The sequence below is a fragment of the Pseudoalteromonas sp. APC 3224 genome (genome assembly GCF_030407535.1).
Taxonomy (GTDB): Bacteria; Pseudomonadota; Gammaproteobacteria; order Enterobacterales; family Alteromonadaceae; genus Pseudoalteromonas.
Genome location: NZ_JASDDF010000027.1, coordinates 22,986 through 39,155 on the forward strand (window position 1 = coordinate 22,986; position 16,170 = coordinate 39,155).

A 16,170-nucleotide genomic window follows, 5' to 3' on the forward strand; every position below is an offset into this window, starting at 1 on the left:
GCCACATTATTATTTAGTCACGGTAAATTTTTGTTAAATCTTGATAATGATCAATTCTACGGTCGCGTAAATACGGCCAGATACGTCTTACGTTCTCGCTACATTTTTGATCAAGTTTTACCATTAATATTTGTTCATTTTGGTTATCAGCCTCTGCCAACATTTCGCCTTGAGGACCTGCAATAAAAGAGTTGCCCCAAAATTGAATGCCGTCACTTTGACCGCTCGGATCGCTTTCATGACCAACTCGATTACAACTAATTACCGGAACGCCATTAGCAACCGCATGCGCTCGTTGTGAAATAACCCAAGCATCTTTTTGGCGGGTTTGCTCGTCTTTATCGTCGCGTGGATCCCAGCCAATAGCTGTCGGGTAGATTAAAAGTTCAGCACCGGCCATTGCCATTAAACGCGCGGCTTCAGGAAACCATTGATCCCAACACACCAGTACGCCAAGCTTACCGACTGAGGTTTGAATAGGCTCAAAGCCTAAGTCCCCGGGAGTAAAGTAAAATTTTTCATAAAACCCTGGGTCGTCTGGAATATGCATTTTACGGTATTTACCTGCAATGCTGCCGTCTTTTTCAAGCACCACGGCGGTATTGTGATAAAGACCCGTAGCACGTTTCTCAAATAATGAAGCTACAATAACAATGCCGAGCTCTTTTGCGAGTTCGCCTAAAGTGTTGCTACTTGGCCCCGGTATTGTTTCTGCTAAATCAAATACATCAACGTCTTCGGTTTGGCAAAAATATAAACTGCGGTGTAACTCTTGTAATACAACAAGTTGCGCGCCTTTACTAGCTGCATCGCGAATGCCCGCAATTGACTTTTCAATATTATGTTCAGCGTTGTCACTGTTGCTTTGTTGCACTAAGGCAACTGATAAATGTGCAGGGCTTGTCATTGTGCTGCTCCAGCTAAAAATCCACGAGGTAATTGCATTGTAATGCAGTGAAGACTGCCAAATTGCTCAATAATAGGTAAGCAATTTACACCAATAATTGTGTGCTCTGGGTATGCTTTTTGAACTTGTGTTAAAGCACGTTGGTCGTTTACATCGTCATAAATAGGCACTAATACTGCGTTATTTATAATTAAGTAATTTGCATAGGTGGCAGGTAGACGCGTATTTTCATCGTCATACACGGCTTTTGGCCACGGTAACTCAATTAGCTTATATGGGGTGTTATCAGCAGTTTTAAAGCTTTGTAGTTGTTTTTCCATGGCATCTAGCGCGCTAAAATGCTCATCGCTTTTATCGTCACATTTTACATACACAAGGGTGTTGTTAGGTGCAAAGCGCACTAGCGTATCAATGTGGCTATCGGTGTCGTCACCGGCTAAATAACCATGATCAACCCATAAAAAATCAGTAGCGCCTAAGTGCGCTTTTAAAAGTACTTCTATGTCACTTGGGTTTAAATCAGGGTTACGGTTTTTATTCAGTAAACATTCGCTAGTTGTTAGCAATACACCATGTTCATTAATTTCAATACCACCGCCTTCAAGCACCATATCGAGGGCTTGATACTGGTTGTTTGTATTGCTTAGCTGTTTAACTAATGTGTGGTTTATTTGATTATCAAGGGCACTTTCAAACTTATTACCCCAGCCATTAAAGGTAAAGTCGTAGACTTTTAATTGCTCTGGCTTTTCTATAGCGCTGCACGTAAGTGGGCCATGGTCGCGCGCCCACGTATCGTTAGTGGGAGTAACAACAAAATATACACGGGTCTGCTCAATACCAGCATCATTTAGTAATGAGTTAATGTGGGTTTTTAATATTTCATCATGAGCAACAATCACTAAGGCTTGTTGCGCAGTAATATGTTTTGCAAGTTCAATATAAACGGGTTCAACACGTGCTAAATTATCAGCCCAATCGGTATTTTTATGAGGCCATGTAAGCATAACTGCATCTTGCTCGGCCCATTCAGGTAAAAGTCTAAAGTTCATGGATTTTTAATACAAATAAAGATGGGGCTAGTTTAGCAGTTCAATTACAGCTAAGTCACTTTTAAATAAACGTTTGAACTACAATTTAAAGCGATTTAAACCAGTAAATAAACACTCGTGTTACTCGTTTGAACTCTCTTTCGCTTTTTCAAGTTGTTGGCGCTTTTTAAGTTGGCGTGTTTGCGCATGTAAACTGGCTCTAACAACCAACTCTTGATCACTGTCTCTTATTGATACGAATAGCAGGGTATACTGGTAATGCTCATTGTCTTGTTTTTCTATAGCAACAACTTCGCTATAACAATACACCGCAGAGGCTTCATGCTGTAAAAACAGTTTGGTACGAAATTTCTGACCTAATGTGTACAAATGTTCACTGGTAAACTTAATTCCGCCGCCGCCATAACTATCGCAATAAATTGAGTTATCTTCAGGTTGTTCTGAAGCTAAAATATGGCTCATGATCAAATCTATCTTACGCGACTGGGCTTGTAAAAACGTCGTCAGTTCTTGGGCAATATCTCCTAAATTACGCAAAGGACCCAAAGCACTTTGATCTAAACTACTGACTTCGTTAGCAAGTTTAAATAAAGGCGGAATATCTGCGTCTAGTTCAGCCAAACTTTTTGGTACCACTGCGTCATCTACGGCAAATAGATTGACGCGATTGCTCTCTTCAATTTGAAAGTAAAGCTCAAAATCAGCTAATTTTTGATTATTCATTTTTAACTCCTAGCCTCTATCCGTTAATAGTAGCGTTGCGGTTATTAAATTACTACACAACAAGCCAATAAAAATTAAGCTAAATAAGGGTTTGGCTTCACTATAAAAACGCTAGGGGGGCTACTTTTTATACAGCCATAATGATTAAGAACATAATAAATATTAATACATTTATACTGAGTACGTATATTCGCAACTAATAAATAACCAATAATTAACAAAATGCCTTGTAATTAACCATAAAACTCGTAATCTTACCGTAATAATAATAACAAGGGACTACCCACGTGGCTCGAGGAATTAAATTAGCCAGTACATTCTCAGATATATCCACGCAACTGCGGCGCTTTGTGTCTAAAATTGTGTTACCTGACGATGTTGATGATATTGTTCAAGAAACCTTTGTTAAAAGTTATGAAGCAGAGCTAAAACAAGATATTCAATACACCCGCAGCTATATGTTGAAAACAGCTAAACATCTCGCCCTAAATCATATAGCTAAATGGGATAATAAATTTAGTACTCCTTTAAATCACGAAACTGAACTTCCTAAATTGCTTAAATCAATGCAATTAGAAGATGAATACACCTCCAAAGAACGTTTTTTACTATTTTGTCGTGCTACTGAGCAGCTAAGCCCTGTAGTGAGAAAATGTTTTATATTAAAAAAAGTATATGGGATGAGCCAAAAAGAGATCGCACAGCAAATGCAGCTAAGTCAAAGTACGGTAGAAAAGCACATTGCTAAAGGGCTACTAAACACCATGCTATATATGCGCGATCAAGTGCAAGATGAGAGTGAACATTGCCAACAAAGTGCGAACATAGTGAGGGCTGTAAAATGAGTAACATCCATCAATTTACATCAAAAGAGTTAATCTTAGAAAAAGCATCGCAATGGATAAGCGCGATTGATCGTGGCTTAAGTACACAAGAGCAAGAGCAATTTAAACTGTGGATGCTACAAAGCACGGCTCATCAGAATGCGGTATATGAATTAGCACAACTGTGGGATGACTTAAGTGTGCTTAACGAGCTCAGCGTATTATTTCCTAATAAGCACTCAGCTGGCATTCAAACCAAGCCTGCTTATGTATACGGTATTGCGGCAAGTGTTGTTGCAGCCTTAATGATGTGTAGCTACTTTTTGCTAAACATGCAGAGCAACTTTAACCAAGATCTCGCTAAAGTAAATTACACAAAAATTTATAAAACAAAGGTTGGCGAGCAAGCAACCTATGTTTTACCAGATGGCACCATAGTTCAGCTTAATACCAATAGTTCACTAGAAGTCGCTTATAGCCAAGGACGCAGACAGTTATTACTAAGTCGTGGAGAAGGGCGTTTTAATGTAGCTAAAGATGCATCACGCCCGTTTAGTGTTATGGCGGGGGATAAAAGCTTTACCGCGCTTGGTACAGTATTTAACGTGCAGCGCAATACCTCATCTGATCTTGAATTGGTAGTTACTGAAGGTAAAGTAATGATCACCGACCCTAGTGTTGCTGTTAATGCTGACGATTTTAAAGCGTATCAACAAGCTGATAACAGCAACCAAGATATTCGCCAAATCAATGCCAACATTGTGATTTCTGGTGAAAAAGCCATTATTGAACAAAGCGTTACCAAACCAATCACACAGTTATCGGTTGATGATGTACAACGTGATTTAGCTTGGCAAAATGGCATGTTGATATTTAATGGCGAAAAGTTAGTTGATGCCTTAAACGAGGTTAGCCGTTATACCGCCACTCGGTTTGAATTATCATCTGATGAATTAGCGCGCATTAAAGTGGCAGGCGTTTTTAAAGCGGGTGATGTTGCAGGGCTTTTAGAGAGCCTACAAAATAACTTTTCAATTGAACATGAGCGTTTAGGCGAGCATGTTGTTAGTTTAAAATATCAAAAAAAATCATAGGTAATGGTAATGAAAATCACGCCATTGTTAATCAATGTTACTCATAAGGGTGTAAAAAGTAATTTAAAGATTAAAAAAATGATAAAAACCTATAGAGGATTTTTGTTTGCTAACTGTTTATATAAGTTGCGCAGTAACCATACGTGTTATTTAAGTCCGCTGGGACTCGTTGCACCGCTGTTTTTTAGTATCAGTGTGCATGCGAGTCAAACTGAGGGACAAATGATGCAGTTTGATATAAAAGCGCAACGAGCAGACAAAGCCTTAATAGAATTTGCTAAGCAAACTGAACAAACAGTGGTTTTTTCGTATGAGCTTGCTAAACAGTTCGAGGCAAATTCATTATATGGATTTTATTCTCAACTCGATGCGTTAAACGCATTGTTAGCTGAGACTGAGCTCGATGCGGTTGTTGATCAAAATGGTTTACTGAGTATTAAACTCAAACAAATCAATAGGAAGAATAACAACATGATGAAGCTTTCAGGAGTTAGTGCTGCCGTATTACCTGCTTTACTTGCAGTTAATTCACAAGGAATAAATGCCGCTGAACAAAGCGCAGAAAAAAACATCGAAAAAATTGCTATTGTAGGTAGTCGTGTCGCTGGGCGCTCTGTTGAAGACTTACCTGTCCCCGTTGATATTTTAAGTGCAGAAGCACTCGAAAACACCGGCCAAACAGAAGTTGGCCGCATGCTTCAAGCTATCGCACCTTCTTTTAACTTTTCAAGTTCATCTATTAGTGATGGTACTGATGCATTAAGACCTGCAACGTTACGTGGCCTTGGCCCTGACCAAACATTGGTATTGATCAATGGTAAGCGTCGCCACCAAGCAAGTATTATTCATATTAATACCTCGGTTGGTCGTGGTACTGCGGGTACTGACATGAATGCGATTCCAGCCTCAGCAATTAAACGTATTGAAGTGCTTCGCGATGGCGCTGCAGCTCAATATGGTTCGGATGCAATTGCCGGTGTTATTAATATCGTGCTAAAAGATGGCAGCGAAGGTGGTAAAGCGGCCGTTAACTACGGTGAGTATTCAGAAGGTGATGGCGAAACCGTTAATATTGACTTTAATAAAGGCTTTGCTTTAGGTGATAACGGTTATTTAAATACAACTATTAACTACCGTGACCGAGCACCGACTAACCGTGCAGGCCTTCATGGTTCATGTCAGTTTTATGGCTGTACTGAACTTTCTGATGGCACCTTGCTTGCAGGTGATCCACGCGAATTAACCGCACCACGTGATACATTCAGAATTGGTGACGCTGATTCACAACAATTTGGTTTAACAGTTAACACCGGCTACGAATTAGGAGCGGGTGAACTATACGGTTTTATTACCTATTCAACTCGTGATAACGAATCAGCGGCATTTTTCCGTCATAATGCCAATGCAGGTGGTAATCCGGTACTTCAAGATGGCGATGCAACTATCCCAGCTGGCTTCTTACCTAAAATAAATACCACGATTGATGATATTTCCTATAACTTTGGTTATAAAACTGAATTTGATAACGACTCAAGCTTAGATTTATCGTACACCTATGGTGAAAACAGTATTGACTACACGACCAGCGATACTATTAACGGCTCTTACGCGAATTTTTTACGTTATGACCAAGGCCTAAGTGCAGCAGATATTCGCGCCACGATTCCACGTCAAGGTTACGCTTATGGCATGGAGCTATCACTGCAAACGATCAATCTTGATTTTACTCAAAATTTTGATGACTACTCGTTAGCAATGGGTGCTGAAATTCGTACCGATGAGTACCGAATTTTAGAGGGTAGTGAATATGCATATCGTGATTACGATACCAACAATGGTGTTAATATTTACGATGGACTAAGCGGTGGTATTGGCAGCGAAAACGCATCCGGTGGCACACAAGGCTTTGGTGGTTCATCGCCAGCATCTTCGGTTGATGAGTCGCGTGATGTGATCTCATTTTACTTAGATGCTGAAGCTTACGTTATTGAAGATGTAATTATCTCAGGGGCGTTACGTTACGACAATTACAAAGGGTTTGGCGATACAGTTAACTTTAAACTAGCCGGTAACTGGTCAGTAACTGAAGATATTTCACTTCGTGGTGCGCTAAGCTCAGGCTTTAGAGCACCTTCAATGCAACAGTTGTATTTTAACAACATCAGCACACAGTTTGTTGTAGGCCCTAATGGCAATTTAGTGGCTGAAGAAGTAGGGACCTTTAGAAACGATTCAACCCTTGCCCAAAGTTTAGGTATTCCTAAGCTCACAGAAGAGAAATCTCAAAACCGCAGTTTAGGTATCGTTTATAACGTAAGCGATAATATTAATGTAACCTTAGATTACTACTCAATCGATATTGACGACCGTATTGTAATTAGCAATCGCTTAGGTAAAGGCTTATCAAGCAGCCTTGATGCCGCGTTATTAAGCTCGGGTGCAGGTGCAGGGCAGTTTTTCTTAAATGGCGCTGACACTGAGACACAAGGTATCGACTTTGTTGCTACGTGGAATACAGAAGGCCTAGGCGGCACGCTTGATTTCACGCTAGCGGCTAACTTTACAGAAACCGATGTCGTGTCGTTATTTACACCAGCAGGTTCTGGGCTTGAGACCGTGCCAGTTGATGATGTGTTTTCTGATCAAGAAATTTCTATTATTGAAGAATGGCAACCAGAAGATCGAATTAACTTAAGTGCACTTTATCGTCGCGACGACTGGACCGTAAACCTATCGCTTAATCGCTTTGGTGAATACACAGTGGAAGATGGCGGCCGCCAGACTTACGGTGCTGAAATTTTAACTGACATCAAAGTAAATTACTTTGTGACTGACGATTTATCAGTAAATATTGGCGCAAATAACTTATTTGATGTTTACCCAGATGAAAACACCATAGGTAATTCACGTTCAGGCACAATTGTAGATGCTCAAGGTAACACCATTGTCAGCAGCGATGGTGTATTTAAGTACTCACGTCGTTCAGCGCCATTTGGTTTCAACGGTGCTTACTACTACGTAGGTGCAGAGTACCGCTTTTAATAACTCTCCTATTGTTATTTAACAACCAAAGGGCCGTAAGGCCCTTTTATCGTTTTTATGGTTACAGTGTTTATAGTGTCATAAAAACTTCACTGTTTTTAGTTTATGAAATCTTCAATAATAGCTGGACTAGACCAGATTGAGTGAAATAAATTATGAACAATTATTTGCTATTAACGCCCGGCCCATTAACGACCTCTTATACTGTTAAGCAGGCGATGCTTAAAGACTGGTGTACTTGGGATGATGATTATAATCGCGACATAGTGCAAACAATACGTAATAAATTAGTATCGCTTGCGACATCACAACCTAATTATACTAGTGTATTAATGCAAGGCAGTGGCACTGCCAGTGTAGAGTCAGCGCTTGGCAGTCTTATTCCAAGAACGGGTAAGTTACTTGTTATTAATAATGGGGCATACGGGAAGCGTATTGCTGAAATTGCCGACTATTTAGCAATTGACTGTCATGTTTTAAATTATACAGAAACGGCACTGCCAAACCTTGATGAGATTGATACTGTTTTAAAAAATAATTCAGGTATTACTCACATTGCAATGGTCCATTGTGAAACGACCACAGGTATACTCAATCCTATTGAAGAGGTTGGCTCACTAGCTAAAAAGTATCAAAAGGTATTTATTGTTGATGCTATGAGCAGTTTTGGCGGTATTGAGTTCGACCTTGCACAGTGGCATATAGATGTAATGATCAGCTCTGCAAATAAATGCATTCAAGGTGTCCCTGGCTTTGGCTTTGTGGTGTGTAAGCAAAGTATTATTGAGCAAAGTGAAGGTATTGCGCGCTCCTTGTCGTTGGATTTATATCAGCAATGGTTATGTATGGAGCAACACCATGGTAAATGGCGTTTTACCTCGCCAACTCATGTTGTGCGTGCATTTTATCAAGCCCTGCAAGAGTTAGATGAGGAAGGAGGAATAGCAGAGCGCTTTAAGCGTTACTCGCAAAACCAAAAGACTTTGGTAGCTGGTATGAAAGCGTTAGGGTTTGTACCTTTACTGAATGAGGAAGTTCATTCCCCCATCATTACCTCATTCTTGTCGCCTAGCGAAGAGCATTATGATTTTAAATCTTTTTATAGTGCGTTAAAGCAAGAAGGTTTTGTTATTTACCCTGGTAAAGTTTCTAACGCCGATTGCTTTCGCATAGGTAATATTGGTGAAGTAGATGAGGCCGATATACAGCGTTTGCTTGATGCTGTGGCAAAAAACCAATATTGGAAAGCTTAAAGCTAATTTCACCCGTGCAAGCGGTGCTTAATTTTCATTAAACACCGCTTTTTTATTGGCCATCAACCACCATTTCAATGGCATTATGCAACCAGTACTCAATGTTATAATCAACTAACAAACCATGCTCATCAAATCGCTTTCGAATAACGTGTAAGCAGGGTGTACCGCTATTTTTTTCAAGTAGATGACTCACTTCATCAGGTAATACCGTGACATTTATTATGCTTTGCTCTTTAACGATATTCGTTGCGTACTGTTTTGCCATAATATCGGTGATAGAGGTATCTAAGGGGTGTGAGTGAAAATCAGCAAAGCGTTTAGCATCACAATAAATATGCTCAAACATTACGGCGCGATTATCTAGACTACGTATACGTTGAAGATGATAAAGCGTTTGGGCATCTAACGCTCGGCAAATTTCAAGCTTTGCCTGCTGTTGTACACTCACGAGTGTTGTTTGTGCAACAAACCCTTGTTGTTTTGCCAATTCATAAAAATTGACTTTAGTAGCAGGGTGCCACTTTAATCTTTTTGGGGTGACAAACCAGCCTTTACGTTTTTGACTGAATATTAGGCCTTCAGCTTCCAACCTCAGAAGCGCTTCGCGTACAGTAATTCGGGTAGAACTAAACTTTTGTTGTAATTCTCGCTCTGAAGGCAACTTATGACCCGCTGCAATCACGTCGGTTTTTAGTAGCGCATGAATATAATTACGGATCTCTTGATATAAAAGCATCGTTTGATTATTTATCCTAAAAATATAATAGCTTAGCTGAGTATAATATGACTTATATTGTTTATGGTGAGTATTATATTCAGCTAGTTTATGAATCGACTTTAGCAGCATTGCCACTTAATTTAGCCAAAAAATTATCAATACTGCGAACTGCTGCATTACTATCTTCTGCGGCCTCTTTACGTCTTATTGCATTACGTACTAAATATGCACCTGCTGTTCGGATGGGTTCAATAGGAAACTGATTTAGTGATTGATTAACTAAGCCACAGTTTTGCCACTTAGGATCATTATTGAGTACCATTGCACAGAGAATTTTTGCACCCAAATAAGATTGTACAATGCCATTGCCAGAGTAGCCACCTGCGTAAAATACATTTTTTTGATTGTTAAGCTGACCAAAGAATGGAAAACCAGAAACGCTGCGATCGGAAGCGCCCGTCCACGTTCGTTCTATGGGTAAGTGATGCCTTTCAAAGAAATAATTGAGTGATGATTTTAAAATATCATCATAGCTGCTCGGCAAATCAAACTTTGGATGCACCTTATTACAATAACTAAAAAAGTTTCCTCCTTTACCTAACATTAACCGCCCGTCACTGGTGGTCCGGTAGTAATTAACAAACAGACGAGAGTCAATAATAGCACTGCCGTGATTTAAATTTAGTTGCTCTAAAACTTCTGGGATTGGCTTAGTGATGACCATGTCACTAGAAACCAGTACAACAGAGCGAGAAAATACTTTATGTAAACTAGGTAGCCACGCATTAACCGCAAAAATAACTGTATTGGATAATAGGTTCCCCTGACTTGTATGTACGGTTATTTGTTGATCGCCAAAGTGTTGCATATATTCACATTGCTCTATTATTGTCACTCCAAGCTGTTGCGCGACTCGCTTTAATCCTCTGACGAGCTTCGCTGGTTGTACACTGCCACCATGTGCAGAAAAATGAGCAGTGAGGTTTTGCTTTGAACCGGTTTGTTGTAATTGTTGAGTGTCACAAGAATGCCACGAATTAATTTTAAATTTATCTAAGTAATCAAGCGCGTTACTTAGTCGCCCAATTTGACTCGTGTTGGAGGCTGTATAAAAGCATCCATCAATTCGACAATCACAATCAATAGCATAAGTTAGCGTAAAACGCTTAATATCATGGACGGTTTGCTCAGATTGTTGTACTAAAAAAAGGGCGTTTTCTAATCCTACTAATTTAATCAGACTGGGTAATTTAGTCGACCATGTTAACATCGCACCGCCATTACGGCCCGATGCGCCCTGACCACACAACCCTTGTTCAATAATAGTCACTTTTTTTTGGGGCTGCTGTTGCTTGATTTGAATGGCGGTCCAAAGTCCTGTAAACCCCCCACCGATAATACAAATATCGGTGTGATGATTTTCAGGAAGTCGAGGAAGAAGCCTATTGGCATCCTCCTCTTTTATGGCGTTATCAAACCAAAAAGGTTGATAACTCATTAAGGACGCTCTCCTCGAGCGAGTTTTGCTTCAATTTGCATTAAAACAGGTTCAATATCAGCTAAAGAGTCAATCACAAAGTGAGCACCTGCTTGATATAAATGCTGGTATGCTTGACGGGTTAAAACGGCTTGTTCATCGTTTGAGCACGCTGCCCATTCTTGTTCGGTTAAACCGACAGCATTACCACTTAGGGCAACACCAACAGTCCACATTCCTGCATTTAACCCTTCAGCGATGCCAGGTGCTGAATCGTCAACTTTTACACAGTTCGCAACACGTTGAATGCCTAGTGCATTCACGTTTTCAAGTGCCATCCATGGCCCTGGGCGAGAGCCAGCCGTTAGTTCATCACTACCAACGCTATGATCGGGTTGGTAACCATATTCAGCGGCAGCCACTTCAAGCACGTCCATCACTTGGCGAGGATAGCCTGAACAGCTGCCAATTTTAATACCTTGCTGTTTTAAACGCGCTATTACGGGTAATACGCCAGCAATAGGCATAGCACGATCTGCGACTTTAGCTTTTTGTAATGGCATAAAGGTATTGTAAATATGATCTATTTGCTCTTTAGTCATTGAGCAGCCAAATTGTGCCTGCCAACGAGATTCAATTTCCGGTAATTTACCTAGGGTTGCAATATGGTCCCATTTTCCCATGCCCATCGGAATACGCGCTTGCGCCAGCGTAATATCAAAATCAAACGCGGCTTTAAATGCCTCCACAAAAATAGTGGTTGGCGCTACAGAGCCATGGTCTACAACTGTGCCGGCCCAGTCTAAAATGAGTGCTTCTAAATGTTTCATATTTCTTCTCTTATATATGTAGGTGTAGATACAGGGTGTAACCTGCGAACTTGTTTGAAAGGGGATAAGCGCATTACAAAGTAGCTTAGTGAGCACAATACCAAGAATGCAGCGATACAGCCGACCCAGTAACAGGCGTTTATAAAAAAGTTAAGCCAACTAATCTCAGGCATCACAAAGGTGCGATAGAGTAAGATACTCACCGAGCCCAAATAACCAGCTGAGTCTGCTAAGTAAATTAAAAACCCGGCATTAGCGGTTGAGCCAACAGCAGAAATCATACGGTCAAATAAGAAGCAATTGTAGGGGATGTAACTAATATAAAGGCCAGCCCCAAGGAGCACCATCCATGCCTTAGCGTTTAGTAATTGGCTTTCAAACGCAACAGTACTGCCTACGAACAAGCAGGCACCAAACAAAATGAATCCGTGGTTTACATAAAAAGCGGTTTTATTATTTTTTACTAACACCATTGCACCAAGTGCAATCAAGACTATAAATGCCATACGGATACCTGCATAGGCGAATATAGCTGGCTCTTGGCCATATCCCAGTGCTTGCCAAATTTCTGCGGCAAAGTTATCGCGAAAGTCACGAAAGCCAGTAAATAATAAGAAACTCAGAATTAAACAACTAATACCAAACCAGTATTGTTTGAAAAACTGCCAGCGGGCTCTACCATTCATAGGTAAGCGTTGTTGACGCGCCTGCTGATCCTCTGGTGTTGGATTGGGTAACAAGGTTAAACACTTAACACTAAGTAACAACAAGGGTAAAAATAACGCTCCGGTTGCGGCAGGCATCCACAGTTCCGGAACACTGAGATTGTCTATCAGCCATTTACCGACACTGCGCACTAAACCTGACGCCAAAATAAAGGTGACACTGAGAATGGCACCGAGTATCTCAGAAGTTCGTCTGCCTTCTAAGAAACTAAATACAATACCCCAAATCATTCCCAACGATAAACCATTAAAAAATAGCCATACTACGTTGACTCCAACAGGGGTCACGGCAAATAAAATTAGCGATAATTCAGCTGCTGTAATCATACCAATGATGGCAAGACCCCGTTGTTGGTGCCGCATTTCTGCAATGACCTTAACACCAATAAATTTGGCGCATAAGTAGCCAAATACTTGTGCCAGTATGAGTGCTATTTTAAAGCTAATTTGCCAACTTGGATCGTCAAACTCTGTATAGCTGTTAGCTGTAAAGGGTTTACGAAATGCATACATACAAAAGTAAGTCATAAATGCAGCGCTTGCTGCAAATAGAACAAACCCAACACCTTGTGCACGATGTAGCCACTTTGGTTGCGTAAACATAGGGTTATCCTTCGCGAGGCTTTCGCCCCGCGTAATACAATAGATTAAAATTGATAATTAATACCGACCATGCCGCGAACACCATAATACTCAACTTGCAGTGGGCGATTTTCATCTCCCAAATAATATTTAAGCGGTTCGTTAGTTAGGTTATTTAATTCAAGATAAACTAATGCATTTTCGTTAAGCTGGTATGACGTAGTAAAATCAACACTAACATTTTCGCCATAATAGCTATCCGATTGCCGATCACTGCCATGCTCTTCGATGTACTCGCCTTTATAATTTAGGGCAACCCGCGCGGCAAAGGAGCTGTCATCGTAATATAAGGTAAAGTTATAGAGGTTATCGGCTTGACGCGGAATCGCTACTTTATCGCCACGATCTGGAATACTCATTTGTGAGTCCATAAAGGTCGCATTTACCATTACTCCAAAGCTATCTAGAGTCGGATTGATGAAGCCCAAATCGCGATTAAAGGCCATCTCAATACCTGCAAGCCATGCGCTGTCGCCATTTTCTGGGCGCACAATATTTACACCACTGTTATCATTAAACTGACCAATTGAGCTACTTTGAAAAATTGGGTCGCTAATGTCCTTGTAAAACAGGCCTGCAGAGACTAAACCAACACGTTCAAAGAAATGCTCAACCATCAAATCAACATTATTTGAGTAGGTGGGCTCGAGTTCGGGATTACCGGTAACAAGTTCGTTATCTGCTTCTAAGTAGGTTGCGCCTGGTGTTAAAGAGCCAAAGTCAGGACGTGAGAACGAGCGGGTTAATGCTAAGCGGTAGTTGGTTTGCTCGTCGCTGTGATAAGTAACATGTAATGCAGGTAACACCGATAGGTAATCATTTTTAGCATGACTTGGTGTAACTCTATCTTCATCAGCTAGGTATGTATAACCATTCACTTCAGTATCGGTTTGAGTTAGACGTAAACCACCTAGTATTTCCCAGTCGTTATTAATTGTATAGGTTGCCATACCATATAGTGAGGTATGCTGCTCGTTAACATCAAAGTTACGTCCTAACGCACCGCCATTTTCAATTAAGGCAGACTCACTTTTATCAAGTACAAATTTTTCTTTATTGGTATTCCAAAACTGCGCTAGATCACCGGTATCAACAACTTGCGAAAATTGCTGTTGGTAATCAATAGCTAATTCATTTAAAAAATCATTGCGGCCTGGCTGATCTGCCAAAGTAAAATCACTTAAGCTTGGCGCAGCGCCATAGTTTGCTTCATCCCACGCGTAAAATTCATCGCTAAAGCGCGCGACACGTTCTTTATCACGGTATTTGGCACCTATTTTTACAGTTAAGTTTGCATCTACTTGCCATTCGAAATCGGCACTCGCGACAATTTTATCTTTCTCATTAACGAATATTTTATATAACTCTACCCATGAAAGATTAGTATTAGCAGGATCGAACGAAAAATCACTAGGTAAATGGTTACTGATTGCATTCCATGGATCGCTGCCACCATCAATCGTATTATAAGCGTAATTTTTGCCTGTACCCCTGTCTTCTAGTCCTTGAAAACCAACCTGTTTTTGGTCAAATCTGACGACAAAATAACTGTTGTCTTCGCCATTTGGGGTATTGCCATAACGAAATTCATTCTCGTAACTTGATAACTTCCAACTAAGAGTTTTGTCATAACCAAAATAATGCTCAGCCTCCAGCTCAAGCCCAGTCATTTCGGTAATTAATTCATTGCGGATATGTTGTACTTCAGCGCGATTTTTATCAAAGCGCATACGGTGCTTATAATGTGTTTCGTCATCAATTAAAGTCCCATACATTGCTGTGGCGCTAATTGTGCCTTGTTCAAGTTGATACTCAACAGCACCATTAAGCCCATAAGTTTCGCGCGTGCCGGTATAATCTCGTAACTCTAAGCGATAAATGCCTAAACCATCATTGCCACGGCGCGGCTCATAGTTATCAGTGGCCCAGTCACGTTGCCACGCAGTCGCATTGATCAAAAAACCTAACTTGTCGTCTAGTAAGCGGTCGCCGTAAAGTAAGTTTGCTGAATAATTAGTGCCATCGGCAAGCTCATTTTGACCAATTGCAAAATTAGTATTAAACACAAAATCATCGGGCGCTTTTTTAGTGATAAAATTAACATTACCGCCAATGGCGTCACCTTCAAGGTCAGGGGTTAGCGCTTTCGACACTTCGACAAATTCAATTAATTCACTAGGGAAAAAGTCAAAAGCTGTTGCTCGACTGGTGGTTTCTTCTTCAGCCGTTGGTAAACGATCGCCGTTGATACTCGCAGAGCTCCACTGTGCCGGTAGACCGCGCACAGCAACAAAACGACCTTCACCTTGGTCACGTTCAATCGATACTCCAGGTATACGCTGTACAGCTTCAGCTGCATTTCTATCAGGTAGTTTTCCAATACCGTCAGCAGAAATAATATTTTTAATACTTTTGGCATTTTTTTGGTTATTAGCTGCCGCCATTTCACCGCGCTGAATTTGGCCGACAGCAATTATTTCTTCAATGGCGTTATTATTCTTTGCAGCAAAAAGAGTGATTGGTTTTAGCTTTTTTATTTCGCCTTCACCAACAGTAATATCAACAAAATAAGGCTGATAGCCTAAATAAGTCACTTTAAGTTGGTGTTTACCAGGATTTAACTGCGGTAACTCAAATTGTCCCTGATAGTTTGTTACGGTACTTTTACCAGTACCAACTACTGTGATTAATGCGCCAGAGAGCAGTGATCTACTATCTTCTACAGTGCCTACAAATGTAGCGTTACCGGCAACGGCATCTTGGGCAATAAATAACGGGCTAGTACACAGTAATATAGCAGTGGCTATTGCATGTCGTTTCATTATTAGTTTTACCTTAAGTTTATTTTGGTCTAGACCAGATGTTTTAACTAATAATAGT

Annotated in this window: 12 protein-coding genes; 4 read left to right on the top strand and 8 right to left on the bottom strand. The window is 40.5% G+C overall.

The window, feature by feature from the left end:
* Positions 1 to 13: 13 nt before the first annotated feature.
* The 3 genes from QL989_RS13220 to QL989_RS13230 all read right to left on the bottom strand — a co-directional run bounded on the left by QL989_RS13220 (position 14) and on the right by QL989_RS13230 (position 2,682).
* Positions 14 to 907, bottom strand: coding sequence for a carbon-nitrogen hydrolase (locus QL989_RS13220; RefSeq protein WP_290170738.1), 894 nt, complete (start codon positions 905 to 907; stop codon positions 14 to 16).
* Positions 904 to 1,959, bottom strand: coding sequence for an agmatine deiminase family protein (locus tag QL989_RS13225; RefSeq protein ID WP_054200696.1), 1,056 nt, complete (start codon positions 1,957 to 1,959; stop codon positions 904 to 906). The genes QL989_RS13220 and QL989_RS13225 overlap by 4 nt, the downstream gene beginning before the upstream one ends.
* A gap of 120 nt (positions 1,960 to 2,079) precedes the next feature.
* Positions 2,080 to 2,682, bottom strand: coding sequence for a PilZ domain-containing protein (locus tag QL989_RS13230; protein WP_010389613.1), 603 nt, complete (start codon positions 2,680 to 2,682; stop codon positions 2,080 to 2,082).
* 287 nt (positions 2,683 to 2,969) lie between these two features.
* Between QL989_RS13230 and QL989_RS13235 the strand changes: the two genes are divergently transcribed.
* The 4 genes from QL989_RS13235 to phnW all read left to right on the top strand — a co-directional run bounded on the left by QL989_RS13235 (position 2,970) and on the right by phnW (position 8,895).
* Positions 2,970 to 3,527: an RNA polymerase sigma factor gene (locus tag QL989_RS13235; RefSeq protein ID WP_010389615.1), complete on the top strand. Its 558-nt coding sequence runs from the start codon at positions 2,970 to 2,972 to the stop codon at positions 3,525 to 3,527.
* Positions 3,524 to 4,600 (top strand): FecR domain-containing protein, encoded by a 1,077-nt coding sequence (locus QL989_RS13240; protein WP_178955733.1) that lies wholly within the window; start codon positions 3,524 to 3,526, stop codon positions 4,598 to 4,600. Before QL989_RS13235 ends, QL989_RS13240 begins: the two co-directional genes overlap by 4 nt.
* A 9-nt stretch (positions 4,601 to 4,609) precedes the next feature.
* The gene (locus tag QL989_RS13245) at positions 4,610 to 7,642 is read left to right on the top strand and encodes a TonB-dependent receptor (protein WP_198522996.1); all 3,033 of its coding nucleotides are present in this window, start codon (positions 4,610 to 4,612) and stop codon (positions 7,640 to 7,642) included.
* A 155-nt stretch (positions 7,643 to 7,797) separates the two neighbouring features.
* Positions 7,798 to 8,895 carry a 2-aminoethylphosphonate--pyruvate transaminase gene (gene phnW, locus QL989_RS13250; RefSeq protein WP_290170739.1) on the top strand — a complete coding sequence of 366 codons (1,098 nt, stop codon included), beginning with the start codon at positions 7,798 to 7,800 and terminating at the stop codon, positions 8,893 to 8,895.
* A 52-nt stretch (positions 8,896 to 8,947) separates the two neighbouring features.
* Here the strand turns inward: phnW and QL989_RS13255 are convergent, their stop codons facing one another.
* From QL989_RS13255 to QL989_RS13275, 5 genes are all read right to left on the bottom strand, one after another.
* A complete protein-coding gene (locus QL989_RS13255; RefSeq protein WP_138607013.1) occupies positions 8,948 to 9,634 on the bottom strand; it encodes a GntR family transcriptional regulator in 687 nt (228 codons plus the stop codon).
* Positions 9,635 to 9,722: 88 nt separating this feature from the next.
* Positions 9,723 to 11,114, bottom strand: a complete 1,392-nt coding sequence (locus tag QL989_RS13260; protein WP_290170740.1) for an FAD-dependent oxidoreductase — start codon at positions 11,112 to 11,114, stop codon at positions 9,723 to 9,725.
* Positions 11,114 to 11,923, bottom strand: coding sequence for a phosphonoacetaldehyde hydrolase (gene phnX, locus QL989_RS13265; RefSeq protein WP_290170741.1), 810 nt, complete (start codon positions 11,921 to 11,923; stop codon positions 11,114 to 11,116). Before phnX ends, QL989_RS13260 begins: the two co-directional genes overlap by 1 nt.
* Entirely contained in the window at positions 11,920 to 13,251 is a 1,332-nt protein-coding gene (locus QL989_RS13270; RefSeq protein WP_138607008.1) for a DUF5690 family protein, read from the bottom strand. Before QL989_RS13270 ends, phnX begins: the two co-directional genes overlap by 4 nt.
* Before the next feature lie 44 nt (positions 13,252 to 13,295).
* Positions 13,296 to 16,112, bottom strand: coding sequence for a TonB-dependent receptor (locus QL989_RS13275; RefSeq protein WP_290170742.1), 2,817 nt, complete (start codon positions 16,110 to 16,112; stop codon positions 13,296 to 13,298).
* Between the last annotated feature and the right edge of the window lie 58 nt (positions 16,113 to 16,170).